Here is a 25,974-nt window from a genome sequence, read left to right on the forward strand (position 1 = left end):
AACGAATCAATATCTTTCAAAAGAACGATATTTTCACCAAGGGGGACGTCTACCCTTTTTTAGCCAGAAAATAAGAGCAATTTTTTTCATTTAACTATTGACATTTATTAGCTGGACTTATAGTACTTTTTTACTTGTATAAGATCACTTGGCTCTTCACATTTTTAAATTAATGCAATGAGTTCCATCCTGACCAGATGTTTAAAAAACTGAAGAACAGACCAGTTCCTACCATCCAACCCATGATATCATCCCCCTTTTATATTTTTGGCTGTAAGTAAAATACTACCGAATTTTTTCAGTATTTTATGTTTCTCTTGTTGGCGGGGATGAAATTCAATAAGTACCCCATCCCCTGTTTTTTAATGATTAATTACAAGTCTTTTACCACCAGCCAAGCAGATGTCCACCAGAGATGATATTTGCGAATGCACCAGCAAGACCAATTCCTACCATTGTTCCAAATCCCATCTTTATATCCTCCTGTCAATCTTTATTCTCTGAGATTGACCAGTTCTCAGAGTTTTAAGGAAATATTCCTTGGTCAGGTGAATATTTCTTTTTAAGAAAAACTCTTGTGTTTTTCTATGCTTCAATTATAGCCAGCTTTTCCTGGACATACTATACCAACTCGGACTTATCCCTGACACATCAACAAAACAAAAAAGTCCAAGATGTCCAACTATATCTCCATCGGACATCTTGGACTTTTTTGGTCGTTTTCATTGATGTAAGCAATCACAAATGTTATACTAAACTAATAATTTTAATTCTACTTAGGAGCTGAATAAATGAATTCACATGAAATTCCACTGATTGAGGATTTAACCCTTTCTCGTATAGGCGATTTAATCTGCATAAACTATGACTATGCCAAACAAGATCTCGGTGACTTTATTCATCGGGACGAACGAACATTTCGCCGAAAAGCAAACGGTACTGCTAAAATTTATCAAAAAGATGTTGATTGGTTGATAGACTCTATGATAAAAACGCTTTACAAAGGCAATGAAACAAAATTTTATACAATCCTCAAAGAATGGTTTCCTTCTTTGCAACGATTTAATTCTCAAAGTGATATCCGTAAAATATTCACAGCTAACCTTATGGGATTAGTCTCTCTTAAAGCAGACATTAAGTCTCCTATTTCTGATACTATTGAATTTTCTCAGTTAATAGATAAAAATAATGTTCTTCCATTAAAGACTCTATATCAAAAAAGTTTTTACAACGAAATTAGCGATGCTATTTTTAGCTATTTGATTACTCCAAATCCGAATAACAGTACAAGTACCTATTATGGTTGGAACCGACTGCAAAAAAACAAAACAACTCCCGGAGAATGGTCTACTGCAGATGGACTTTGCATTGCTGTTTATACTAATTGCAAAAATACTACCTATCTGAAATATCGTGGTTCCATATTAGAATCATTATGGCAAAAAAGAGATTTAGATTTTAGGGGATTTAAATCAGATAATCAAATGTATCCTTCTTTAAGTGCTACCAGTTTAGTCGCAAAGGCATTTTTTATGGAAAGAGAATTTATTAAAGCAAAAGAAATTTTTGATGATTTATTGTATCTGTGGAAAAATCGTCAGAATTATACTTACAACAATAAAAAGATCCCTCTATCCATTCTATGTTATGTCTTAAATACAATGACACTTTTTGAATATAAAGGCCCTGAAGTTAAAGAAATTGAAGAGATGATTCTAAAAAGAGCAATACTAAACGAAAAAAAAGAAATTCAGTACTGGACTCAGTATGAGATGACAGAAAAATCTTTAGCTAATACCGCTTGTGCTATTACAGCTTTAGTAAACTCATATCGCCTGCGTAATGAAGAAAATCTAATCATTCCCAGATTGCACGCTTGTGAAAAATGGATTTGTTCTTCCAACTGGGAAGATTCTTTTGAAATTTATCATAGAAGCTGCACTTTCAATGGCCATACTATAAACGATATTACTCAATTTTCTCAATACACTGCACCAGAATGTATTATCGCCTTATTAACATTAGGACATAATAAAAAAGATCCGCTCATTGTCAATCAATTACTCTCCATCATTTCATCACGAAAAAATGGCATGTGGAGTTTTCCTATTAACAGTAGCATCTATCAAATGTGGGTAACTCATGAAATACTAATGTGTATTGATGTATACAAAAATGCTGCCGATTAATTCGCATTTTCAATAAATTGTAAACACATCAATAATGTCTGCTAGAAATTTTTATTTTTCCAGCAGACATTACCTTACTTTATCGTTCACTTATCTCATCAACGCATTCACTTTTCTCTGCACTGCCCCATAATCATATCCCGCAGCCTGCAGTCTCTTCTTCCTGTCCTCACCGTTCCCCCACTTTCCGGCAATGACTTCCTTTGCCACAGCTTCCACACTCTTTTTATTGCTGCCTTTCACCAGCTCATTCACCTTCGCCTGCACTGCCGGATAATCATACCCTGCAGCCTGCAGTCTCTTCTTTCTGTCCTCACCGTTTCCCCATTTTCCGGCAAGCGCTTCCTTCGCCACAGCTTCCACACTCTTCTTTCCTGTACCAGGATTCCCGCCAGTTCCATTCACAGCCTTCGCATACCGCGGAGCTGCATATCCGCGGATAAATCCCCATCCCAGTGGGATCACCCTTCTGTCAACCTTTTCACCACGGTTACCTTCAATAGCAGTAATCATTCCACCGGAAACCTTCTCCACAAAACCAATATGGTCACTGTACCCGTCATTCGGCTGTGCTGCCTTATCCCAGTTATAGACAATCACATACCCCGGCTCCGGTGTGATGGTGCCATCCTCAATCCAGATTCCCATCTTTTTAAAAATCTTCACATGCTCCTCAACACCGCACTCCCTGCCGATCAGCTCACTGCATCCTGCCTTGATCCCTGCAGCAGACACACAAGTATCGCACCATTCATCCGAATACTGCACCGCATATCCTCTGGGAAGCGGCTTCACACTGTTATACAGGTCAATAATCTCCTTAAACTTTCCATTGGCCTCACTGAACCCCAGCCAGCCTCTCATCACATCCAGAATACTCTCAGCAGTCTTTGCCATAGTCTCGCATCCCCCTTCATCAAATCTTGTCAGCTCATACTGACGGATCACCTTCATGCAGTTCTCTACATAGGAAAAAGAAGTGGCATACCCATCCGCACGGATGGTTTCCAGATACTCCTGCGGATCCCGGATTCCCTGCAGGTTCCGGTACCGTTCCAGCTGGATAAACTCAAAATAACCCTTCACACCCTCTTCCATGGAATCAAACACCCGGAAATTATCACGGATGGAAGTCAGCGTCCCTTCCCTGTATTCTTCCTGTGTACGCATATTTACAGACCTGCCATTCCATCTGGTGCCACATTTCAGTCCAAAATAGTTGTGATACTGACTGGCCAGCCTGCTCTCACCCCATCCGGATTCCAGCACTGCCTGTGCGATCACAGGCGAGTACACCAGAATCCCATACAGGTCTGCATACTTCTTCACATATCCCGCAATATCTGCGATAAATTTCTCCCTTGCAATCCTCATTCCCCATCACTTCCTTCCCCTCTGTCATGCAGCTGTTCCAGCACATCCTTCATCTTCTGCGGGATCGGCAGTCCCAGATGCCCTGCATTCTCCAACAAACTCACACCCTCATTGGAAATATAGAAAAAGATCACCGCTGTCCTCAGCACGGATCCGTTCCCGATCACAGCCACATCCAGAATGTTTGCCATTCCCACCAGCAAAAAGATCAGCACCTTCCTGCAGATTCCCCGGAATCCCACCTCACTGGAAAGTGTATGGTCCGCAAAAGCACACATCACCCCGGTCAGGTAATCGATCACCACAAAAGCGATCAGGGCATACAGAAGCCCGTCACAGCCTCCCATAAACCAGCCCAGCCATCCGCCTACAGCCATAAAAACCATCTGAATAAAGTTCCAAAATTCCTTCATGCCAGAATCCTCCTCCCATGAAAAAAGCAGCTCCCATTTCTGAGAACTGCCGTAAATAAGTTTTCTATCTTCATGCCCTGCGGCAGAAAGACCTACATTGTTTCCTCCGTCAGCGTATACGTGATCTTCATGGTCTTGTCCGTATTCTTCACCACCGCTGATGAAAGATTATTGATACTTGCCAGATAAGGCGTCAGAAGGTAAGCACACCTGTGCTCCTTTCCGTAACTGCCGCCCCACATAAACACAAAGTTCTTATACTGGAACAAAGGCGTTGCCATGGCTTCAAACCTTGCGCTCCCCTGTGTCTTGATCACCCTGTCATCCGCCGTGATCTGGAAATCCCCGGCCACGATCATGTCACCGAGAAGCGTCATATACACCTCACAGGAACCAGCCTCCCCAAGGGATTTCAGCTTGGAAGTAAAGCCCAGCGGGATCAGCGTCACATCCGCTGAATTGGCAGTATTGATCTTATAAACTCCCTTCTTATCGTAAGAAGGCACATACAGATACCCCTTCCTCACACAGCATTTTACATTCCGCTCCGGATAGGAACCGTCCTTTGCCCTTGTGCCTACTTCCGAAAGCTTCGCCTTGGACAGTGTCCAGCTTCCCTCCGTAAAGGAATAATCCTTTTTGGAGATCCGGATCCACACCATCTTCGCATCCCCGGACGAATTCGGTTCATTAGAAAATCCATACCAGTATCCGTCATGCCCGTCCATAAATTCCCCGTACTTTGTATAATCCCCCAGGAACGTAAAGCTTTCCGTTGTCAGTGTCTGTTCCTCCAGTACGGTATAAGTGGTATCATCCAATTTCTCATTCAGCCCGATGTTAAACACCGGGATCCTGATCTTCGTAATGGTCACACTGGAAGTCCCAAAGGTGATGGAATACAGCAGGTTCTTTTCAAAGTCCAGCTCCACTGCCTCAAACAGTGTCATCTGCCTCGCCTTCGGGATATCCCCGAGATCCACCTTTTTCAGAAGCAGGAACGTGCTGGCATCCCCTGCCGCACTGCCAAAAGCATTCTGCCCGCCCAGGGCACTGGTCAGTGCCACCGCTGCAATATTTCCATTCCCCTGGCTGGGAGTAAATTCCCACACAAATTTATACCCATTATCCAGCTTCTTGCTCTCCGTCTGGTTCAGGCTTCCCCTCGCCACATTGGAACCGGAATTTACATTGTTGGAAGCATAAGCCACCGGCAGGTTCTTCCCCTGCTCGTAAATATGCTCCGCCTTTTCTTCCAGCACTGCCGGAAACAGCAGGATCCCGCCGATCATGTTCGGGCAGATGGGAAGCAGCGTCCCGTTCCACAGAACAGAATTGTCATATTCCCCGCTGGCTTTCAGATAAATCCCCATGGGATTCAGCCCCAGAATATTATTCACCGCCTCCGTGATCATGTTCGTCTCCTGCACGGTTTCCACCGCACCCGTATTCGTATCGGTCAGTTCAATGACCATCTCACCTTTTAACTTCATCACACATCCTCCATTTCTACCGGCCTGCTGAAACCGCTGATTCCCGCTCTCTCAGCAAAATACACCTCAAAGCCTCTGTTCACCGTCTCCTTCATCTGCATGGACAGTAATTCCCGGAAGCCATTTACATTCAGGCCTCCGCCAATGGCAAATCTCGTGGTATAATCTTCCACCTCAAGCTTTCCGTCCCAGGCTTCCCCTGCAGCCATAGCCTGTCCGCTGACAGAAGCAATGCAGTCTCCCACATCAACCGTCCCACTGCCATTCTCCATCCAGAGATACACATTGAACGTATTCGTATAATTGGCAACAATCTTCTCAATGGGATAATACAGCGACAAAATATGTTTTCCTGAATGCCAGGTCTCCACCGGACAATGCTCCACAATCTCCTCATTATTAAATTCAAAGACCGCATGGCAGACCGCCTGCCCATCCTCCTGCCACTTCACCGGCAGGCTCACATCCACAGAAATTTCAGAACCACCACCAGATCCTGCATCTGATCCACCGGAAGCATCATCGCCACTTCCTGCATTCTCATTCCCAGAAACATTTCCAGCCACATTCCCTGTTACATCATTTTCAGAGTTTCCTCCATCCAATGCCTCCCCGGTTCCATCAGAACCTTCCATACCATTTCCAGTTCCACTGCCGCTTCCGCCCGGAAACGGAATCACCACTGTCCCGGAAGCCTCCGCAGACCGTTCCACCGGATCCGCAGCCACATCCACAACAACCTGTGCAAAAAACTGCATATGGTTTTCCTCAGAAGAAGCAAACTGGATACTGATCAGCTTCACCTTCGTCTGCCCGATCTCATGCGCGGAAGCATTGGTAAACGTATGGATTCCGATCTTCCCAGTCTTCGCATTATCTTCAATCTGATTCAGCAGCCCTGAAATATTCTTGTCATTCCTCGACTTCGCCTGAGCCAGCCTCGGATTCTTTCCCACACATTTCAGGCTCTGCTTTCCCCCGATCTTCTGTCTGATGGAAGTGATACAGGTGATCTGTCCCTCATCCGCCTGTCCTCCCGCAAATGTCAGCACATCCCCCGGATCCAGTGCAGGGTTCCCAATGGTATCCGAATCAAAGGGCACATACCGGATCACGGACAGATCTGCCAGGATATTCCTGCACAGCATCTCCCTGGTCTCCTTTAACCCAAACTGCAGAAGCGGGTTCACTCCCAGATTCATGGTCAGCCCGTTATCCGGATCCAGCGCATAATACTCTGCAATCTGCGTCTGCTTATTCGTGGAACTCACTGCCGTGTACCTGGTAATAAAATCCGAAAAGCTGGAAGAAAACCGGTGCCTCTGCTCCACCTTCATCACAGGATCCTTCCCGTACTTTCTCAGTTCCAGCTTCCCCTCCCTGTTGATAATAAAGAAACCTCCCAGAACCTGTGCCACATAAAACAGCACGTCCCGGCAGGTCTCAATATCATTTTCAGTATAAACAGAAAGCGTCACCCCGCCATTCGGCATGGCATCAATCTCCGCCCTCTTATTCGCAAACTCCACCTTGCACCGCTTACAGCACAAAGCAATAAAATCATAAGCAGTCCCCACAGTCTCAAATCCATTGAAACTCTTATCAAACCGCAGCATAAAATCATACGCTTTCAGTTCCAGGCACTTCGCCAGCCGGTTCGCCTCACTGACCTCAAAAACTCCCATCGGCACATCTTCCACCGAACCATCCGCCAGCACCAGATGAAACACCAGCGTCACCTGAGCATTCTCCAGCGTGTACCTGTCAATATCACTCAGAAGCGTGATCCCCATCTCCGCTGCATACACCGTCCCCAGTTCAATTTCCGTACTTCCGCAGCACTGTCTGGAAATATACCCGGAACCCTTCACAATCTCCTTCGCCCCGAACTCATACGTCATTCCGCCCCTGGTAACGATCGTACCCGTCCAGAAATATTTCCTTGTATTACTTCTGACTGCCCTTAAAAAAGCATCCGACACAGGATACATCCCGCCACCTCCATTTCCCCACGAAAAAAGCACCAGCCAACCAGGTGACCGATGCTTTCGTAAAAATAATCATCCTATCTGTTATAAGTCCAGTGTTTCAGATACCACTCATGCAGTTCTTCTGTTGTTTTACAGCAGTCTGCAATTTCTTCTCCATGTGATATCCACCGGCAGGTTTCCTGTCTGAATGTAGCAATATCCAATGCATAAAACTTGTATGTTCCACCCCGTCTGTGCATCACTTCATCATCACACTGGAACTCAAAATAATCATCCCCGTCCAGAACAGCCTTTCCCGTCAGATTCCATATCCCTGACCACGGAGGACCACCATCCCCCGGAACACAGAAGGACAGCCTTCCATCTTCCAGAATAACAGGAGCCACCGCAATATTTTTCATCCGCGGCATATATGGCTGTTCAAACCAATAAGCTTTCTTCTCATCCATTCTTCTTCATCTCCATGACAGCCGCCTGCCCTGCAAACTTGAATTTACAAACTACTTTTTAACAAGTTTTAGCTTTATATTTCTTCTATCAGCAATTTTTTGAAGTATATCAACTATATATGAACATTGTTCTTTGACGGACAAGACAGATAATTCATCATTTTGTTTTATTTGCTTCATAGCTTCTTGTAGTTCTGAAAGCTCTAATAAATTGACTGCTACACAGAAGAAATTTTTTCTGCGACCGTCATTATAGTTAGCAAGTAAATGAGAAAGAATTTGTATTTTTTCTTGTTGTTCAAGATTATACTGTTTAATACCTATGTTCTGCACTCTTTCCAAATCTGCTTTCTGACGTTTATGAGTAATAAAAGAGTCATATTCATCAATGTGAGAATACTTTTCACATGGATAGTTTTTACATTCAAAACAGTATTCCATTTTTCCATGCTCAAGACTACACTTAGCAATTTTGCACGATTGATTACCGTTACCACAACCACCACAATGATTTCCTAAAAACATAGGACATAACCCACAATTCAATCCACAAAGGGAAAATAGTTGATTTTTTCGTTCAAATCCTTTCAAAATATCAACTCCTTACAACTTCCGATTTGATGCTCCCATTATACCATCTCCCTACATCTCCTTCAACGTAAAGCTCACTGTCCATAGCCCCTTATAACTGGTATCCTTTTTCAGCTTCGCCTTATATCCCGTCACATACATCTCTGCCAGTTTCAGCTCAGCTGTCTCCGCATCAAAATACTGCACACTAATCTTATCCATCTTCGCATACCCTGCCAGCTTCTTAAGCCACTTCGCCGTAACAGAAAACGACACCGGAATCCGCGCAACACCATGCCGCACCACATCCCTCTGTGTCGTCCCCGCCTCCGTCTCACCGCCGGAATCCGCTTCCACATCCTCCAGCTCCACTTCATAGGAATCCGGAAGCGGCAGGTTCTCCCCGTCAAACACAAGATACTGAAAAAAAGCCATCCTATCTACCTCCGCTCCTCAGACTCATTCTCTGCTGTGCCGTCACAATCACCTCATCCAGCAGCTGGTTCCCCAGATAAACCGGAATCACCAGATCCCCCTGCTGTCCCTTCTGATCACCCAGCACATCCTTCAGTGCCGCCACAATGCCAGCCGTCAGATCCGCACCACCAGACGTTCCTGTACTGGTCATCACACCACTGTCTGCCACAGCCATCTGCGGCGAAACCACCATATCCGCAGCCACACTGTTCACAGCCGCCTTTACCATTCCCCTGCTCTTCTCAATGCCCTCAGCCAGACCGCTCATAAAGTCCGGCATCCAGCTCTCGAAATCCGTCAGAGGACCTTCATCCGGTACAGAGAAATGCAGATGGGAACGGATCGTATTTGCCACATCCGTCACCGCATTTGCAACTGCACCAATACAGCTCCGGATACCATTCACAATGCCGTTGATGATATCCGCGCCCCACCGCCATCCGGCAGATGCAAGACCCGTAATATAATTCACCGCATTTCCCAGACCGTCCCTGATCGTATTATAAATTCCGGAAATCGTGCTCCGGATTCCGGACCACATGGCATGAAAGGCACTGGAAACTGTATTCTTAATCCCGTTCATCACAGAAGAAATCGTGTTCCTGATCCCGTTCCACACGGAATTGACAGTACCCCTGATTCCATTCAGCACCGTAGAAATAATTGTCCGGATTCCATTCCAGACCGTAGAGATCACCGTCCGGATCGCATTCATCACCGTAGTAATGACTGTGCGGATCCCGTTCCATGCACTCTGCAAAAACGTCCGGATCCCGTTCACCACATTCGTAATGACAGACTTAATCCCATTCCAGACAGAACCAAGAAATGCTGAAATCGCATTCCACACCGCCATGACCGTTGCCCGGATCCCATTCCACGCTCCCACAAGGAAAGTAGAAATTGCAGTGACAACCGTTGTAAACAGTGTCTTAATCCCAGCCCACAGACCGGAAAAGAAATCACGGATGCCATTCCATACAGCCACCGCCGTATTCCGGATACTGTTCCATGCAGAAACCAGAAACTGGGAAACCGCTGTCCATACCTGGACAGCTACTTCCTTAATCTCATTCCACAGCCTGATCCAGAACTGCCGGAAATCCTCATTGGTATTCCAGAGATAAATAAATGCCGCCACTAAAGCTGCAATGGCAGCGATCACAATAGCGATCGGATTTGCCATCATCGTGGCACTCAGTGCCGCAAAAGCACCCTTCACCGCACTGATCGCACCGGCAAGCTTCGGTGCCCATGTCATGATCGTTCCAATGGCCGAAAGGGTCTTGCCTATGATGATCAGCACAGGTCCCAGAGCCGCTGCCAGAAGTGCAACGATCATGATCACACGTTTCACCCCGTCCGGCATGGCATTCAGCACGTCCACCATTCCCTGCAGCCCGGAAACAATACTCCGCACCGCAGGCATCAGCAGATCCCCAAAAGAGATCGCCAGTTCCTGAAGCTGTGACTTCAGAATAGTCAGCTGTCCTTCCAGATTATCCTGCATGGTATCCGCCATGTTCTTTGCCGCATCCTTACAGTTATTCACTGCCCCGGACACCTTTGCAATATCCTCCGGAGCAGCATTCATCAGTGCAAGGAACCCGGACATGGCATTCTTTCCAACCAGAGCCTCCGCATTGTTCGCCTTCTCAGCTTCCGTCATTCTTGCAAAAGCTCCCCTGCAGTCAGCCAGGATCGCAGACAGGCTTCTCATGGAACCATCCGCATTGGTCGTAGCAATGGTCACATCCCCGATCGCCGCACCAGACAGCTTCACATCCCCCGTCAGGTTCGTCATGATGGAACGCATGGAAGTACCAGCCTGGGACGCCTTGATACCCGCATTCCCCATCAGGCCGATCGCTTCCGCCGTATCCTCAACCGAGAATCCCAGCGCCCCCGCAACCGGCGCACAATACTTGAACGTCTCGCCCATCATGGACACATTGGTATTGGCATTACTGGAAGCAGCCGCCAGCACATCTGCAAAATGTCCCGAATCCGCTGCAGTCAGCCCAAAAGCCGTCAGCGCATCCGTCACAATATCAGAAGTCGTTGCAAGGTCTTCCCCGGATGCCGCAGCCAGATACATAACGCCTTCAATACCGGACAGCATATCCTCCGTCTTCCATCCGGCCATTGCCATATAGTTCATGGCATCCGCCGCCTCAGTCGCGGAGAACTTCGTCTTGGCACCCATCTCCCTGGCCTTATCCCGTAGGCTGTCAAAATCCGATCCCGTTGCCCCGGACACAGCCGCCACCCTGCTCATTGCAGAATCAAAATCAGCGGCAGTTTTCACCGCCGCCGTTCCAAGCCCTGTCACCACTCCTGTCACCGGAAGCAGCTTCTGTCCCACAGAAGAAATCTTGTTTCCAACCGTCTGCAGCTTCTCACCGGTTGCCCCGATTTTCTGCAGGGCAGTCGCAGACTGGTTCGCCTGCTCTTCCAGACTCCGCAGTCTCTGCTCCGTCTCAACAATCTCCCTCTGGAGGGCATCATACTGGTCCTGGGAAATCGTCCCGTTCCGCAGTGCCTCATCCGCCTGCTGCTGCGCAGTCTTCAAAGTCTCCAGCTTTTCCCTTGTTTCAGAAACTGCCTGTGCCAGCAGCCTGTGCTTCTGCGCGATCAACTCCGTATTCCCAGGATCCAGCTTCAGAAGCTTCTCCACGTCTTTCAGCTGGCTCTGCGTATTCCTGATCTCAGTATTAACCCCTTTCAGGGCAGTCTGCAATTTCGTGGTATCGCCGCCAATCTCGACAGTGATCCCCCTGATTCTGTTCCCTGCCATACGGCTCACCCCCTAAATTCCATAAAAAAGGCACAAAAATACCCGGATCACTCCAGGCACAAAAAAAGCATCTGCCATTCCTGACAAATGCTTTCCATATCTTTTTTTATTAAATCAATAAAACTGAAAGTTGAAGAACAATCTCTCTACCGTTCATACGATGCAATGATTTCTTTGCTGTCTGCAATTCTATAATCAAGTGTTCCTAAATTACCAATCAAATTAAATGTCATATCTGCATTAACCTGCAATTCATCTTCAATCCTGGATGCAGACGGCTCATCTTTTAGAAAAACTGTTAATCCATAAGGCTCTGTTTCAGACTGTATCTCTATACTGTCATATGAATATCCCTCCGGATACTCTTGACTACTTACAATATTTATAACATTCGAAGAATCTCCTACATAATCTGTCTTATACTGCGACAGGTCAGGAATTTCGTACAGTTTTTCTTTTTTTCCACACGCCGAAATCAACATTATTGACACGGCAACTAACATAATTGCAAGTACTTTTTTCTTCATAGAACCCCCCTGAAAACTTTTATTTATCTTCTAACTCAAATCCGAGTTCTTTCAGTTCTTTTTCGTTTCTGACATCTTCATCAGTTTTCTTTCCAGTGATGGCACTGTAGGCTTCTTTGATTCCATTTTTCACTGCCCATTTGATAACGAAATACAGCGCAATCAAAATAACAATTGCGGTTCCTCCGCTTATACCTAATTCATTCCACATAATCATTAACTCCTCCGATTTCGTGACTTTCAATTTATTTTCAACTTTGCAGGCTGGGATTTATCATTGAATAAACCACATCCATACTCCAACTACTATAAGCAATATACCTGATATTCTTCCTGCAAATTTCGACTTTTTATATCCTAGAAAATTTATTGTTTCGGGAGTTGTAAATGGCAATAAAACAACATCTATACCCATTACTATAATTCCAATTCCTATTATGAAGACATTATTGTTAGAAATAATGCCATAAAACATAACTAAGAAGCCCAAAATAATGCCTAATATAAAATACTTGATTTTATGGCTGTCTTTATCCACCATCTTTTCATAACAATTTTCACATTTACTGTTACAAAATTCAAAATTGTCATTTAGTTTTTTTCCACAATATTTACATTTTTTCATACTGTTTCCTCGATAATCCTCAAAAATTCATTCAACAATTCACGATTTTCTCAATTCTCCAAGCTTGAAGTTATCCATTATCATTTTTATTGTAATTTTTTTGTATATACCAACCGATAAGGCTTCCCATTGCCAAGCCGATAAGACTTCCTAAAGTATCACTTAACCAATTTCCAATAACCAATCCAACAACAGCCCATATATACCACTTACACATGATATCTAATAATTTCAAATCATTTTTATCTTTCATTAAACTTTCCTCCGCAAATCCCGATTTAAGGAAAAGCCCAAGGGACTTTAATGTCCCTTATGCTTTTCTCTTTTCTTTTGCTGTTTCAACTCAAACATTCGCTGTTCTTCCGCCTCTTTTTTCTTGCGGCTTCTCTCTTTATGCTCCTGTCTGTTCTGTTCCTGCTGTAATTTCAATGCCTGCTGCGATTTTGTACCAATGCCGGTTTCCAGCATCTGCTTTTTTGCTTCTCGCTGCATCCGTTTCGGATTTCTTTTGATATCCTTTACAATAGTTTCAACAGCCGGACTGAATTTCAAACTGAAATAGTATTTTTGAATATATTCCTGTACTTCGTAATCTTTTGGTTCTGCACCAAATGTTGCCTTCGCCACAGATAGTTTACCATCTTCAATACGCTCAAATACACCTACCCAAAATGGTTCTTCAAAATATACCGTCAGTTTTCCATTTACTTTGTCCATAAGAATCCCTCCTAAAATAAAATGAACAAAGAATGGACAACCCGGAGGGGCAGGTTACTTACCCTATTGACATAGGACGGCTGGGCTACCTACCAGCTCTAATACATTTTTAATGTACATTGCGTTTTTATCCTTGTATTTATAATCAAGCCATATGGCACGATTAACTTAATTCAGTAAATATTGATTTGATAAACCCATTATACCCTTTCTGAATCATCCTGTCACCACATTTCATCAGATCAGAACCTATCAAAATCCTCCTGTGTGGCAACCTTTCTCCATCCTTTGTACTCGTCATTCCTGCTCTCCACAAACATATCATTCACCATTCCGATAGTCAACAGATCCAGATCCCGGATGGAAATCCCCAGCTGCACACACCGGAGAAGAAACAGGGGAGTTGTCATTTCACGGTCTGTTGCATGAAGTTTTTTTTAACCTCCACATCCGTCCTGATGTTCATCCCCCACAGCTCGATCAGCTTCGGCAGAACCTGATAAATACTGAATGTGTTAAACTCATCCAGCCAGTCCTCCGGATTATCCGGAATAGACGGATCCGCATGCTTCGCCATCACATACGCAATGTTCTCGAACATCTCAAGGGAAAACAGATCCAGGGAAGACTTTTCCGGATCCCCGTCCCCGATACTCTTTTCCAGTACAGATAAATCCTTGTAGATATCCCTCTGGAACTTAATCCTGTAAATACGCGGAATGGCGGCAGATGCCTTAAAAGCAACCGCCTTCCCGTCAATCTCAATCTTCTTCATCATGCTCATATCCGAATCCCCCTCAGCTCAGTGCTTTTCCATTTCCTGCAGCATCCACAACAGACTTTCCACCATTATCAGCCTGCAAAGAAGCCGGATCCGCAGCCGGCAGATACACTGACTTATACCAGTCTGCATAAACAGTTGCATCCGTAGTATTCCCTGTCTTTGCCTTCACCTTTCCATCCGACAATGGCGTGGCTTTAATGGTCAGCGTTTCCGTCTGCACTTCCTTCTTCTCCTCGTTGGTCTTGCCCTCAATCTTCGGACGGGAAGCCGAACAATTATACATCACATGTCGGATATGGCGCACATCCCCGTCAAACTCAAAAAGCAGGGCAAACAGTGCCAGTTCTGCATCCGAGTTTTCAATCAGGACACCCTTGGAATCCAGCTTCTCCCTCAGTACATCCGTCCGGAAGCTCTCCGGAATCAGTGCCAGCTCCAGATCCCCGTCATAGCCCATATTATTGTTGATCACATAGTACGCAATGCCATCCGCATAAAAATTCTCCGGCTCCCCGTTAGCATCCAGGGACAGTGATACAGATCCCGGAAGCGGCACCGGTGCTGCATAGGACACCGCCCCGTCCTCCCCGACCGTCAGTAAAGCGTAATGCGCATTTTTCAGGTTATACTTCACCTTGTTATTCTTATCAGACATAATATCCCTCCATCATTAAACAAATCATTACAATTCCATGCTGTACAGCACCTCATACAGCTTTTCGCTCTGAATCCAGACCTCCGACTTATTATAAAAAATCCTGGCATCATCCAGAACCGTTTCCACCAGGGCTTCTGCCCCTGGATCCTTCCGGTCCGTGTAAAGTTCTATCCTTACTTCACTGATCCGGAAATACACCCGCCCGTCTGCCGCAAAATTATCACTGCCGGGAAGCAGGTAACAGATAAACGGCGGATCCGGGCTTTCCCCTTCCGCAAAATGGTCATAGGCAAAAGGAAATCCAGTCTCTTCCAGCATCCCTGCCAGTTCTTCCAGTGTCATATGCTTTCACCTCCCGCCATCACCTCAGTGCCTTCTCCACTTCCCGTTCCAGAGTCTGCGCAGCCCTTTCCTCCGCAGGTGCAATATGGGGAAAAGCCCTTGTCCTGCCGCCTTTTCTCAGCGCATGGCCGAACTCCAGCAGATGAGCCAGCTGGTACCTGTTCCTGGAATACACCACGATCTCCATTGCATTGGCAGTTTCCTTCGTGGTCTTCGCCGCCCAGCTCTTTGCATAGGCACCGGTCTTCACAGGGGCATTCTCCTGGATATCCTTCCTTGCCTGTGCCCCTGCCTTCTTCACTGCTTTTTTCATATCATCCGCCGCAAGCTGTGCGTACTCTTCCAGCCCTTCCATGATCACATCTGCCATCTGGCTGACTGTACATCTGTCTCCTGCCATAATCTCACCTCCGGACCTTCCTGCATGTGAATTTCAGACACTTTTTCTTATAATTCAGATGATCCACACTCACAATGTCATACACCTGTTCCCGAAACAGGATCCTGTGAGTCACAGACCGGATACCTGCAGTCTTTTTACAGTAACGCACCGTCACAGTCATTCCCACATCTTCCACCACAGTCCCTGCAGCTTCCGCTTCCCTGGAACTGGCAAGCCCCTCACCGCCTATCGTAGCAAAACAGCAGTAATCCTCCGTCCACTCATTCCTGTGATTCCCGATCCCGTCCTTTACAACAGAACATTTCTGAAAAATCACCTTTTCATTCATCAATCCAATATTCAAACCAACCACCTCAGAACCCCGGCTTCCTTACTCCAAACAGCAGACTCCGCAGATCCATCACCAGCTGATGGTGATCCGCTTCTTCCCTGTGTTCATACAGATAGGCAGCCGCATACTGCACGGCAATCTTCGTCCCCTGCAGGTCTTCAAACTCATCCTCATCCGTGATCCTTGCCACGTCCATGCAGATCTGCTGCCCCTGCTCGATCAGATCAGAAAGCAGCACATCATCATCGTCAAAATCCACCCGCAGGTAATTCTTCATTTCCTTTACTGTCACGATCACAGGACATCACCTTCCATTTCCACCATATAAGAAGCATAGTTGCTCCAGCTTTCCGCAGTCTGGTAAACATCCAGCCTTCCCTTCGGGACATAGAATTTACAGTCCTTTGGAAGCCCAAGAAAAGTACCTGTCGTTGTAAGCTCCGGCGGCGAATCCGGAAGAAAATAATATCTTTTCATGCACTGGCAGTTCTCAAAACTATATCTGGAAACCGTCGTCACACTTTTGGGGATCACAATCTCTGTTAATGTATAACAGCCTGAAAACAAGGAATCCACAACCTCATCAATTCCATCCGGAAGGACTGCTTTCTCCAGCATCCGGCATCCCTGAAAAGCCCCGTTACCGATCTTTCTGAGTCCTTTCGGAGAAATCATTTCTGTTATACAGCAGCAGGACTCGAACACATGCCTTCCGATATCTGTTACACCATCCGGCAGAGTTACTTCCTGTAAGGTAGTGCATTTATCAAAAACATAATCCCAAAGCCGGGTGACTGTATTCGGAACAGATATATGTTCCAGCTGTACGCAGCCGTCACAAAAATAGCCGGGCAGCATCCCTTTTCCTTCCGGAAGCCCGAGAAATTTCAGACTGCAGCATTCTTTTACAACACCATTTCCCCATTCAACGGCATTTCCCATCGTAATGCTTTCCATCCTGGAAAAGCTGCAGAAACAGTAATCCCCCAGTTCCCTGACCTGGCTTCCCACTTCTATTTTCCGCACAGCTGACAGGTATTTCATATTTTCCCGCACACTGCTTTTCCCTGATGAAAAAAGGTATGAACCAGCATTATAGTTTCCAAAGAAACAGACCTGGTTTTCCCCCTGGGGCAGGAAACGTATCACATACTCTCCCGGTTCCCTGTACCTGTGTGTCAGCGTGATCTTCGTGTAATTCCATCCTTCTGCTGTTTCCAGTTCACTTCCATCGCCCCAGTCCACCTTTACGCCATGATCCTCGCTCTGACCAAAAGAAACCTGCGGCTCCAGCATATCCTTATCCAGACTTACATAGATTTTCGTTGCCCCGTCATCCGTGACATACTGAGCTGCCACATTCATCTCCCGGTTTGTCTTTTTCAGATCCTCCAGCGACCAGTTCCAGCCAGTACAGACCAGTCCTTCATGAAACGGAAGCTCCGGCAGGTGTTCCATACCGGCAAACTCTTCCAGCGAAAAACTGTACAGCAGGGTTCCCTCATAATCAAAGAAGCGGACCGGCAGGGACATATCCGCAGTGCTTCCGCCTGACGGGATCCTGCTCACTGCATCCGGGATCTCCCCCGGTTTCATCAGGGCAGAAGTACCGCCCCTGGCACGCACTGCATCTGCAATAGCTTTCAGTGTTTTCTCATTTACAAGCACATTTGCCATCAGTACGCCACCTCATTTCCATCCGTCAGTTCATCCATCCGCCTTCCCAGTTCCTCCACTGTCTTCCTTATCTCCTGTACCTGTTCCTCGGTCTGGAATTTACTGTCATTTTCCAGTTCACTTACCTTTGACGGTACCGGCACATTCTTCTGTGCGCCTTCCTCAATACCCTCCAGCTTGGATTTTTCACTGTTCCCAAAATCATTACTGGAAAGTCCTTTCCCAGTTTCCTGATCCACCTTATTCCTTAAGGCATCTTCCAGTTCCTGCCTGGTCACCTCACCGCCGCCAAGCCCCAGCTCTTCCGAAGTTTTATTTCCGGTCAGCTCCACACCATTGATCTGCGGCTTATGGCTCATATTTTCATAATTATTTGAATCAGGAACACTGCTCATGGTCCCTGTCAGCTGCTCCATCACGCCACCTCCACCGTCAGTTTCAAAACCTTATTTGCAATAAAAGTACACCGGTAACCGCTGCTCTTGTTTAAGGACAGCTCCCAGATATATTTTCCCAGTTCCAGATGTTTTGTATCTTCCTCGGCAAACCGGATCACCTTCTCCTTCACATCAGCCTCGATCCGTACCGCCGGTTCCGGATCCGCCTTATTCCGCTTCGCCGCAAAGACCACGGAATCCCCTTCCTCAAACTGATACTCCGTCCCATCAGGCAGAAATGCCTGGAACGCAAAAGAAGGCGTATCCCCTTTTGTCATCTCAATCTTCATATCCTCATGAACCACCCAGGACATCCCGTCACCTCCCGCAGATTTTCCTGTTTCCATTCCGTTCATCATTCTTCATGCCCGCCGCCTGGCTGATCTGATTTTCAAACCAACGAACATTCTTCAAACTTAAAACCTTCCCTGATTCGGTCAAAGCAGGGGATAGCTTACGCCATCCCCTGTCATTCCTGCACATTAGTCAGCTTTCAGTTTCATGATCTGCACAGCTTCCGGAAGAACCAGTTTTCCGTCCACACGTTCCTTTGCAACAAAACCGATCATTCCGTTGCCTGCAAACAGTTCATTAAGCTGCTTGAAGGATCTGTTTCCACGATCGCCAATGTTGTAATAGCTGTAATCCCCAAAAGCGATGCCGTCCTTCGGTGCATAGGCAGAAGTCTCCACCTTGTAACCCAGGATCCTGTCCGGTTCCCCTGCCTGGTAAGCCGGCTGCCAGATATAAGCACCGTTATTGTCCTTCAGCTTTCTAAGGGAAGGCAGTGTTGCATCATTCATGATAAAGGATGCATTTTTACGGTACGGACGTTTCAGGCCATACACCAGATCCAGCATGTCATCTGATTTCAAAGCTGCAGCCAGTGTATTCAGCAGATGCCCTCCGCCTGTTCTGTCAAAAATACCGGTCGGTTTCCCTGTTCCGTTTCCGTTCAGGAAGGCATCCTCTTCCGCATTGGCAAGTGCCTTTCCAAACTGGACAATGATGTAATTCTCCAGATTAAAGGCATTGTCATAAAGCAGTTCCTCCGTTACCTTGATTGCCACATGAAGCTTATGTGCATCCAGGATCTTCTGGTCAAAGGTCGCATCCCCGAAAGTCAGCGCCCCGCCTTCCTCGATCCAGCTTGCCGCCGGCTTGGTAGCTGCAATATTGATCTTATGCTCCCCGGAAGTCACGATCCTTGTGGCAAGACGGCGCATGATATTCTCTTCATTCAGAACATCAACCAGTCTTCTGTCATACTCCTCCGGAACCAGATAACCGCCATCAGCATCCACACCCTCCTGAAGGGTATTGGAAACCTGGCGGAAGTTGCTTCTCAGTGCATTCAGCATTGCCCTGCGGTATTCATCGGAAGCACGTCCTGTCTTTGGCTCACCCTGACCGCCTGCATAAGGCTTCCCGGTCAGCGGCTGGTTTACAGGCTGGTTCAGGTTCTTTTCCATTTCCTCAGCCTTACGGTGGCGGTCAATCGCCTTTGTCAGATCCTCAATCTCCGCTTCCATCCTCTCATAGGTTGCACTGTCCTCCGCAGACAGCACCCCGTTTTCATTCTCATGGGTATCCACAAAATTTTTTGCAGCTTCCCAAACCTTAGCTCTCTTCTCCATTAATTCCTGAATCGTCATAATCCGTATCCTCCTCAGATATACTTTTTGATAAAATTTAAGCGTTCACGCAGATCATCCGCAGAACGCCCTGTAACATTCGTATTCACTTTCTTCTTTTCACACTTCTGGCAGGCATTCTCTGCCGCCCCGAAACATCCATTACAGGAATCGTCCCCATCAGCACCGGCACTTCCGCTTATTCCAGTTCCCTGCATACCAGCACCATTTCCATTCAAGCCAATTCCCGCCTGGTCTTTCACGGATTTTCCGGTCTTTCCATAATGCCTCTCCAGCTTATTCATCAGGGCATTATTTACTGCCCGTCTGGAAAACATTACGGAATCAGACGTCCCGTTTTCAGTACGGCCAGCACCTGAATCTCCATTTTCACCTTCACTGCCCTGTTCCTCTTTCTGGAACAGGATGTCATCCGCAAAGCCAAGCTCCACAGCTTTATTTGCATCCATCCACGTTTCCGCATCCATCAGATGTGACAGCTTCGCCCTGCTCTGTCCCGTTTTCCGTACATAAGCATTGATAATAGATTCCTTCACGGCATCCAGAAGTTCCATAGCCTTCTTCATCTCTGCATGGTCACCCCACGCAACCGTTGCCGGATTATGGATCATCATCATGCTCACCGGACTCATCCATACCTCAGTTCCGGCCATTGCAATGACAGATGCCGCAGATGCCGCAAGCCCGTCAATCTTCACCGTAACCTTCCCCGGATACTCCGACAGCATGTTAAAAATCTGCGCTGCGGCAACACAGTCCCCGCCAGGACTGTTGATCCACAGGGTAATGTCCCCTGTCCCGGCATTCAGCTCATCCTTAAAAAGAGCCGGCGTGACATCATCGTCAAACCAGCTGTCCTCAGCAATAACTCCGTTCATGAACAGGGTTCGTTCTTCAGCTTCCTGTCCGCTCTCCTGATTCACTGTTTTTGTTTTCTTCCAGTTCCAAAACTTCTTCACTGGCTCCCTTCTCCTTTCCACCGGCTCCGCCAAACAGTCCGGCATCCTGCAATTTCGTCATATTTCCATTGATCAGATACAGATCACCGCCAAGCTCCTCCGGGATCCGGTCCATATTTTCCAGTTCCCGGATGTCATTGGCACTCATCCATCCGTTCTGCCTTGCCGTGGCATAACCGGTCATCCTTGACTGGTAATCTCCCCTGAGCAGACCATCCACATTAAACTTAAAGAAATACTTCTTCTTTTCCTTCGCGGACAGCAGAGCCCTGACCATTGCCTGTTCCCACCGGCTCACCCAGGGATCCAGCGTATACTTCACAAACTCCAGGGACTGCTGCTCAATGTTACTGAAGCTGGACTTGTCCAGATCCCCCACCATATGGGGCGGCACCCTGAAAATCCTGGCAATCTCATCAATCTGAAACTTCCTTGTTTCCAGAAACTGTGCCTCATTCGGTGCAATGGAAATCGGCGTGTACTTCATCCCCTCTTCCAGGACAGCAACCTTATTGGCATTGCTGCTTCCCCCGAAAGTGGACTGCCAGCTCTCACGCACCCTGCCCGGATCCTTCAAAGTCCCCGGATGCTCCAGCACTCCTGACGGAGCGGCACCGTTGGCATAAAACTTGCTTCCATACTCCTCCGCAGCAATGGCAAGCCCGATCGCATTCTTCGCCATGGCGATAGGTGAATATCCAACCAGCCCGTCAAAACCAAGTCCCGGAATATGCAGCACATCCGCCGGATGCAGGCGCACAATCTTCCCATTTGCTTTCGGATCCGTGCCGGTTCTGCCATCCACATCATCCCCGTCATACACCAGGTACTCATAATAAAGCCTGCCATGCTCATCCCTGTCCACCGTCATCCGGTCAGGCATCAGCGGATAAAGTGCAACAATCTCGCCCTTTCCATTCCGGATGATCTGACTGTACGCATTTCCCCACAAAAGCAAATGCGTCATCAAAGTCTCCCGAAATACAAAAGAAGTCATCTCCGGATTCGGTTCATCATGTAGCAGAAAATAGAGTGGATGATCCACTGCCTTTTCCTTACCGCCATTATCGTTATACCTGTAAAACTGCAATGGCAGACCCGCCACCGCCTCAGAAAGAATCCTCACACAGGAATACACTGCAGTCATCTGCATGGCGCTCCGCGCATTCACTCTCTTCCCGGAAGCCGTGCTCCCCATAAAAAATCCATACCCGCTTCCAGCTGTGCTGTTAGAAGGAGCATCCCTTCCCCGAAACAGCTTCCCAAACAACCTCATTTTCATCATCCTTTCAAAAAAGAGCATAAGAAAAGCACCTATCATTACGATAGATGCCATTCCTAATATAATTTATTTCCTGCACAATGCCCGGATCGCCTTGTCTGCAAACACTGCGGTTCCTTCTCCCCCGACTTTATCAATATTAATTGTAAACTCCCCGCCTCCTGCGTACATAGAGCCAAGCCCCATCAGAATTTCATCTGTACATTTATAAAAATGCTCCGTAATAAAATCCTGCAGTTTCTTAGCAAGTTCAACTGCTTCCGCACTTTCCGAATCCTGATTTCTGATTTTTCCAAATTCAGCAAAAATCCCCATCAACCTGGCATTGATTGAATGCTGTTCTTCTATACTCCGTCCCGCCGCCTTTTGTTCATATTCCTTATAGGCATCTGTTTTCCCCCAGGATGCCTTTGCCTGTTCTGCATACTCATCAATCTTTCTTGTATCAAAAGCCTCAAAACTCATCTCTTTCACTCCAATCATCTTTATTCCACGGGCAAGATCAATCAGATTTTCTATGTGCTCTTTCCGAAGTTCCAGCAGATGAATCTGCTGTTCCAGAGCCTTATCCCTGTCAAAATCCGGACTGTCCAGAATGTCCTTAATCTCTTTCAGTGAAAATTCCAATGCCTTGAACAGCAAAATATGCTGAAGCCTTTCCAATGCCGTATCGTCATACAGCCGGTATCCTGCACTGGTAACTTCCGTGGCCGGCAGAAGTCCAATCTTATCATAATGATGCAGGGCACGTATGCTCACTCCCGATATCTTACTGACCTCATGTACTGTCATCATCTTTGATCACCTCTTTCCCTGTGGTAATCATAGCATAAGCTATTACATAGCGTCAGAGTCAATATCTTTTTTAATATTTTCGGAATTTTTCTCATCATCTTTCTTCTGCATCATACAAACTCTGTCATCTGCTTCAGATCCTGCCCTCAATAAACACAGACACACTCCGAACAGAATCAAAAATCCAATACCTGCAAATATCCATACACCAATCATCACTTTCACCTGTTTCAAACAAACTGAACTCTTTGCCTCACAGCCTTTTCTTCTGAAAACCCCTGCACACAATCTCCATTCTCAAAACACCAGAAGTCCCCTTGTATCATAAACAGATTCACTGGTATCATTTCCGCACCGGATTGCCCTGTCCAGTCCCATGATCGTTGCAATGGCACCGTCAATCTTCTCCGTGGACTTTTCCTTATCGGCTTTGATATTCCCCGCCGGATCTGTCCGGATAAAAATATTATCCATCATCCACCGCAGAACCGGATGCCCGCCATGTGCCAGTTTCTGTTCCAGTGTCAGTTTCATCAGTTCCTTTGTCGGCGGGCTCATATCCTTAAATCCCTGTCCGAACGGAACCACCGTAAATCCCATGCCTTCCAGGTTCTGGACCATCTGCACGGCACCCCACCGGTCAAAAGCAATCTCCCGGATATTGAACCTTTCACCCAGTCTTTCAATGAACTTCTCAATATACCCGTAATGCACCACATTTCCCTCTGTCGTCTGCAAAAAGCCCTGCCTCTCCCAGACATCATAGGGCACATGGTCACGCCTTACCCTTAAATCCAGTGTTTCTTCCGGAATCCAGAAATACGGCAGAACCTGAAACTTATCATCCTCATCCTGCGGAGGAAACACCAGTACAAAGGCTGTAATATCCGTAGTGGAAGAAAGATCCAGACCGCCATAACAGACACGTCCTTCCAGTTCTTCCTCATTCACCACAAACGAACATTTATCCCACTTTTCCATCGGCATCCATCGTACTGCCTGCTTCACCCACTGGTTCAGTCTCAGCTGCCGGAAACTGTTCTCCTCACCCGGATTCTGCTTTGCAGACTCACAGGCTGCCTTAACCTTATCCAGCCCGACTGTAATTCCAAGGCTTGGGTTCGCCTTCTTCCAGACCTTCGGATCCGTCCAGTCATCTGCCTCATCCGCACCATAAATCACCGGATAAAAAGTCGGATCGATCTTCCTTCCCTCCAGAATGTCCTTTGCCTTCTGGTGCGTTTCATAACAGATGGAATTGGTATCTGTCCCGGCAGTCGTAATCAGGAAATACAACGGCTGCATTCTGGCGTCACCGGATCCCTTTGTCATAACATCAAACAGTTTCCGGTTCGGCTGGGTATGCAGTTCATCAAACACAACTCCATGAATGTTGAATCCATGCTTGCTGTACGCCTCCGCAGACAGTACCTGATAAAAGGAATTGGTCGGCAGATAAATGATCCTCTTCTGGGATGCCAGAATCTTCACACGCTTGTTCAGAGCCGGACACATCCTGACCATATCGGCAGCCACCTCAAACACAATGGACGCCTGCTGCCGGTCTGCCGCACATCCATAAACTTCTGCACGTTCCTCCCCATCACCGCAGGTCAGCAGAAGTGCAACTGCTGCCGCAAGCTCTGACTTTCCCTGTTTCTTCGGAATCTCAATGTACGCCGTATTAAACTGCCGGTACCCATTCGGTTTCAAAGTCCCGAACAGATCCCGGATGATCTGTTCCTGCCAGTCGATCAGCTCAAACTTCTTCCCTGCCCAGGTTCCTTTCGTATGGCAAAGGCTCTCAATAAACGCCACTGCAAAATCAGCAGCATCCTTATTATATTTGCTTCCCCTTGCCCGGAACTTCGTCGGTTTATACTTTTTCAGTTTTCTCATTGCCATAAAACCAGCCCCTTACAGCCATTTCAGCCACTGCTCATAAACTGCACCGGAAATCTGTGCCATCATCACCGGCGGCACACTCATCCCGCAGACATACGCAGCAGACTGGTCAATAAAATCGTAATCCTGTGGAAATGTCTGTGTGGCAACATAATCCGCATCGGAATACTTCTTCCCGTCACAGAATCTTGCCAGTGTTGCATTCGCAACATTGGTCGGTGCCACCCTGCTGTCATCCACAATCGCATTGTTGAACATGGACAGTTTCCCACGCTCCCTCAGGGAAATATCCGCAAAACAGGTATCTCCCTTTTTTCTCTTGCCGATCAGTTCTGCCATCAGTGCCTTCTGAAACGGAATCCCGTGTTCACTGCGGACTTCCCCGAACCGGATCGGCTTCTCATGAAATTCCAGTTTCAGTTTCGGCAGATCCAGATCATTCCTGTGCGCAATAAAAAAGACACGGTTCCTTTTCTGCGGCACTCCCATTGTCCGGGCATCCAGCAGAAAAATCTGTGTCACATAACCAGCTTCCTTAAATGCTTTCAGCAGTTCATTTACATATCCCCTGGCATTGCCTTTCAAAAGCCCTGCCACATTTTCCGCAATCACAACTTTTGGTCTCAGGATTTCAGCAGTCCGGATGAAATGCAGGAACAGATCATCCAGTCTCTGTTTCTTCTGTCCTTCACGGAATACCTTTTCTTTTCCCCATGCTTTCTCCCTGTCACCGGCAACACTGAATACTGAGCATGGCGGCGATCCATCCAGGATATCAATATTTTTCAGCTCTTCCGGATAATCCTTCCGCTCATTAAAATCCCTGATATCCATCAGATACGAATACTGGGGATGATGGTTTTCCCGGTAAAGTTTCATCATGGCTTCATCAATCTCACAGTTGCCCAGCACCTTATATCCGGCCAGTTTATATCCCATAGAGGATCCACCCCCGCAGGAAAAACAGCTGAATACCGTCTTTCCATTCTTCGGCACGTCTGCCAGATCAGACAGCTGCCACTTCCACGAGAATTTATGGTCAGTTGTACCTGAAGCCGCATCTCGGACATTCATGCCTGAACTCTTCATCCCCAAATTCCCCCTCATCAAACTCTTTGTTGCTT

31 protein-coding genes are annotated in these 25,974 nt (G+C 46.8%); 1 reads left to right on the forward strand and 30 read right to left on the reverse strand.

What is annotated here, in order from left to right; all coding sequences use genetic code 11:
• Positions 1–791: 791 nt before the first annotated feature.
• Positions 792–2,189, forward strand: coding sequence for a hypothetical protein (locus KQI39_RS05310; protein WP_216417051.1), 1,398 nt, complete (start codon positions 792–794; stop codon positions 2,187–2,189).
• A 90-nt stretch (positions 2,190–2,279) separates the two neighbouring features.
• Here KQI39_RS05310 and KQI39_RS05315 read toward each other — a convergent pair whose 3' ends face one another.
• The 30 genes from KQI39_RS05315 to KQI39_RS05460 form a co-directional block, all read right to left on the reverse strand.
• Entirely contained in the window at positions 2,280–3,563 is a 1,284-nt protein-coding gene (locus KQI39_RS05315; protein ID WP_216417053.1) for a glucosaminidase domain-containing protein, read from the reverse strand.
• A complete protein-coding gene (locus tag KQI39_RS05320) occupies positions 3,560–3,976 on the reverse strand; it encodes a phage holin family protein (RefSeq protein WP_118253355.1) in 417 nt (138 codons plus the stop codon). Before KQI39_RS05320 ends, KQI39_RS05315 begins: the two co-directional genes overlap by 4 nt.
• 92 nt (positions 3,977–4,068) lie before the next feature.
• On the reverse strand, positions 4,069–5,469 hold the full coding sequence (locus tag KQI39_RS05325; RefSeq protein WP_216417055.1) for a hypothetical protein: 1,401 nt from the start codon (positions 5,467–5,469) through the stop codon (positions 4,069–4,071).
• Positions 5,469–7,460, reverse strand: a complete 1,992-nt coding sequence (locus KQI39_RS05330; protein WP_216417057.1) for a hypothetical protein — start codon at positions 7,458–7,460, stop codon at positions 5,469–5,471. Before KQI39_RS05330 ends, KQI39_RS05325 begins: the two co-directional genes overlap by 1 nt.
• Positions 7,461–7,534: 74 nt before the next feature.
• Positions 7,535–7,909 carry a hypothetical protein gene (locus KQI39_RS05335; RefSeq protein ID WP_216417059.1) on the reverse strand — a complete coding sequence of 125 codons (375 nt, stop codon included), beginning with the start codon at positions 7,907–7,909 and terminating at the stop codon, positions 7,535–7,537.
• A gap of 51 nt (positions 7,910–7,960) precedes the next feature.
• Positions 7,961–8,500: a DUF3795 domain-containing protein gene (locus tag KQI39_RS05340; RefSeq protein WP_216417061.1), complete on the reverse strand. Its 540-nt coding sequence runs from the start codon at positions 8,498–8,500 to the stop codon at positions 7,961–7,963.
• Between the two features lie 51 nt (positions 8,501–8,551).
• Positions 8,552–8,914: a hypothetical protein gene (locus tag KQI39_RS05345; RefSeq protein ID WP_216417063.1), complete on the reverse strand. Its 363-nt coding sequence runs from the start codon at positions 8,912–8,914 to the stop codon at positions 8,552–8,554.
• Position 8,915: 1 nt separating this feature from the next.
• Positions 8,916–11,753 carry a phage tail tape measure protein gene (locus KQI39_RS05350; protein ID WP_216417065.1) on the reverse strand — a complete coding sequence of 946 codons (2,838 nt, stop codon included), beginning with the start codon at positions 11,751–11,753 and terminating at the stop codon, positions 8,916–8,918.
• 146 nt (positions 11,754–11,899) lie between these two features.
• A complete protein-coding gene (locus KQI39_RS05355) occupies positions 11,900–12,280 on the reverse strand; it encodes a DUF4825 domain-containing protein (protein WP_216417067.1) in 381 nt (126 codons plus the stop codon).
• Positions 12,281–12,299: 19 nt separating this feature from the next.
• Positions 12,300–12,491 (reverse strand): DUF6019 family protein, encoded by a 192-nt coding sequence (locus KQI39_RS05360; RefSeq protein ID WP_110102982.1) that lies wholly within the window; start codon positions 12,489–12,491, stop codon positions 12,300–12,302.
• Positions 12,492–12,554: 63 nt separating this feature from the next.
• The gene (locus KQI39_RS05365) at positions 12,555–12,905 is read right to left on the reverse strand and encodes a DUF2116 family Zn-ribbon domain-containing protein (RefSeq protein WP_138343401.1); all 351 of its coding nucleotides are present in this window, start codon (positions 12,903–12,905) and stop codon (positions 12,555–12,557) included.
• A gap of 70 nt (positions 12,906–12,975) precedes the next feature.
• Positions 12,976–13,158 carry a hypothetical protein gene (locus tag KQI39_RS05370; protein WP_216417245.1) on the reverse strand — a complete coding sequence of 61 codons (183 nt, stop codon included), beginning with the start codon at positions 13,156–13,158 and terminating at the stop codon, positions 12,976–12,978.
• Positions 13,159–13,205: 47 nt separating this feature from the next.
• Positions 13,206–13,622 carry a YjdF family protein gene (locus tag KQI39_RS05375; RefSeq protein WP_216417069.1) on the reverse strand — a complete coding sequence of 139 codons (417 nt, stop codon included), beginning with the start codon at positions 13,620–13,622 and terminating at the stop codon, positions 13,206–13,208.
• Positions 13,623–13,864: 242 nt separating this feature from the next.
• Positions 13,865–14,032, reverse strand: a complete 168-nt coding sequence (locus KQI39_RS05380) for a hypothetical protein (protein ID WP_216417071.1) — start codon at positions 14,030–14,032, stop codon at positions 13,865–13,867.
• Positions 14,029–14,406 carry a hypothetical protein gene (locus tag KQI39_RS05385; RefSeq protein WP_216417073.1) on the reverse strand — a complete coding sequence of 126 codons (378 nt, stop codon included), beginning with the start codon at positions 14,404–14,406 and terminating at the stop codon, positions 14,029–14,031. Before KQI39_RS05385 ends, KQI39_RS05380 begins: the two co-directional genes overlap by 4 nt.
• Positions 14,407–14,419: 13 nt before the next feature.
• Entirely contained in the window at positions 14,420–15,061 is a 642-nt protein-coding gene (locus KQI39_RS05390; RefSeq protein WP_216417075.1) for a major tail protein, read from the reverse strand.
• A gap of 27 nt (positions 15,062–15,088) precedes the next feature.
• Positions 15,089–15,406 (reverse strand): hypothetical protein, encoded by a 318-nt coding sequence (locus tag KQI39_RS05395; protein WP_216417078.1) that lies wholly within the window; start codon positions 15,404–15,406, stop codon positions 15,089–15,091.
• A gap of 19 nt (positions 15,407–15,425) precedes the next feature.
• Positions 15,426–15,806: an HK97 gp10 family phage protein gene (locus KQI39_RS05400; RefSeq protein WP_005612501.1), complete on the reverse strand. Its 381-nt coding sequence runs from the start codon at positions 15,804–15,806 to the stop codon at positions 15,426–15,428.
• 4 nt (positions 15,807–15,810) lie between these two features.
• The gene (locus tag KQI39_RS05405; RefSeq protein WP_334300789.1) at positions 15,811–16,161 is read right to left on the reverse strand and encodes a phage head closure protein; all 351 of its coding nucleotides are present in this window, start codon (positions 16,159–16,161) and stop codon (positions 15,811–15,813) included.
• Between the two features lies 1 nt (position 16,162).
• A complete protein-coding gene (locus tag KQI39_RS05410) occupies positions 16,163–16,438 on the reverse strand; it encodes a head-tail connector protein (RefSeq protein WP_216417080.1) in 276 nt (91 codons plus the stop codon).
• A complete protein-coding gene (locus KQI39_RS05415) occupies positions 16,435–17,817 on the reverse strand; it encodes a leucine-rich repeat domain-containing protein (RefSeq protein ID WP_216417082.1) in 1,383 nt (460 codons plus the stop codon). The genes KQI39_RS05410 and KQI39_RS05415 overlap by 4 nt, the downstream gene beginning before the upstream one ends.
• Entirely contained in the window at positions 17,817–18,233 is a 417-nt protein-coding gene (locus KQI39_RS05420; RefSeq protein WP_216417084.1) for a hypothetical protein, read from the reverse strand. The genes KQI39_RS05415 and KQI39_RS05420 overlap by 1 nt, the downstream gene beginning before the upstream one ends.
• On the reverse strand, positions 18,233–18,613 hold the full coding sequence (locus tag KQI39_RS05425; RefSeq protein WP_216417086.1) for a hypothetical protein: 381 nt from the start codon (positions 18,611–18,613) through the stop codon (positions 18,233–18,235). Before KQI39_RS05425 ends, KQI39_RS05420 begins: the two co-directional genes overlap by 1 nt.
• 123 nt (positions 18,614–18,736) lie before the next feature.
• On the reverse strand, positions 18,737–19,909 hold the full coding sequence (locus tag KQI39_RS05430; protein ID WP_216417088.1) for a phage major capsid protein: 1,173 nt from the start codon (positions 19,907–19,909) through the stop codon (positions 18,737–18,739).
• Positions 19,910–19,923: 14 nt separating this feature from the next.
• Positions 19,924–20,868: a head maturation protease, ClpP-related gene (locus KQI39_RS18010; RefSeq protein WP_216417090.1), complete on the reverse strand. Its 945-nt coding sequence runs from the start codon at positions 20,866–20,868 to the stop codon at positions 19,924–19,926.
• Entirely contained in the window at positions 20,804–22,144 is a 1,341-nt protein-coding gene (locus KQI39_RS05440) for a phage portal protein (RefSeq protein WP_216417092.1), read from the reverse strand. Before KQI39_RS05440 ends, KQI39_RS18010 begins: the two co-directional genes overlap by 65 nt.
• Before the next feature lie 72 nt (positions 22,145–22,216).
• The gene (locus KQI39_RS05445; RefSeq protein ID WP_216417094.1) at positions 22,217–22,945 is read right to left on the reverse strand and encodes a MerR family transcriptional regulator; all 729 of its coding nucleotides are present in this window, start codon (positions 22,943–22,945) and stop codon (positions 22,217–22,219) included.
• A gap of 42 nt (positions 22,946–22,987) precedes the next feature.
• Positions 22,988–23,179 (reverse strand): hypothetical protein, encoded by a 192-nt coding sequence (locus tag KQI39_RS05450; RefSeq protein ID WP_216417096.1) that lies wholly within the window; start codon positions 23,177–23,179, stop codon positions 22,988–22,990.
• A 63-nt stretch (positions 23,180–23,242) separates the two neighbouring features.
• Positions 23,243–24,850: a terminase TerL endonuclease subunit gene (locus tag KQI39_RS05455; protein ID WP_216417098.1), complete on the reverse strand. Its 1,608-nt coding sequence runs from the start codon at positions 24,848–24,850 to the stop codon at positions 23,243–23,245.
• Positions 24,851–24,862: 12 nt separating this feature from the next.
• Complete coding sequence (locus KQI39_RS05460) at positions 24,863–25,939, reverse strand: DNA cytosine methyltransferase (RefSeq protein ID WP_216417100.1); 1,077 nt, start codon at positions 25,937–25,939, stop codon at positions 24,863–24,865.
• Positions 25,940–25,974: the final 35 nt, after the last annotated feature.

The sequence above is a fragment of the Blautia sp. MSJ-36 genome (genome assembly GCF_018917985.1).
Classification (GTDB): Bacteria; Bacillota; Clostridia; order Lachnospirales; family Lachnospiraceae; genus Blautia_A.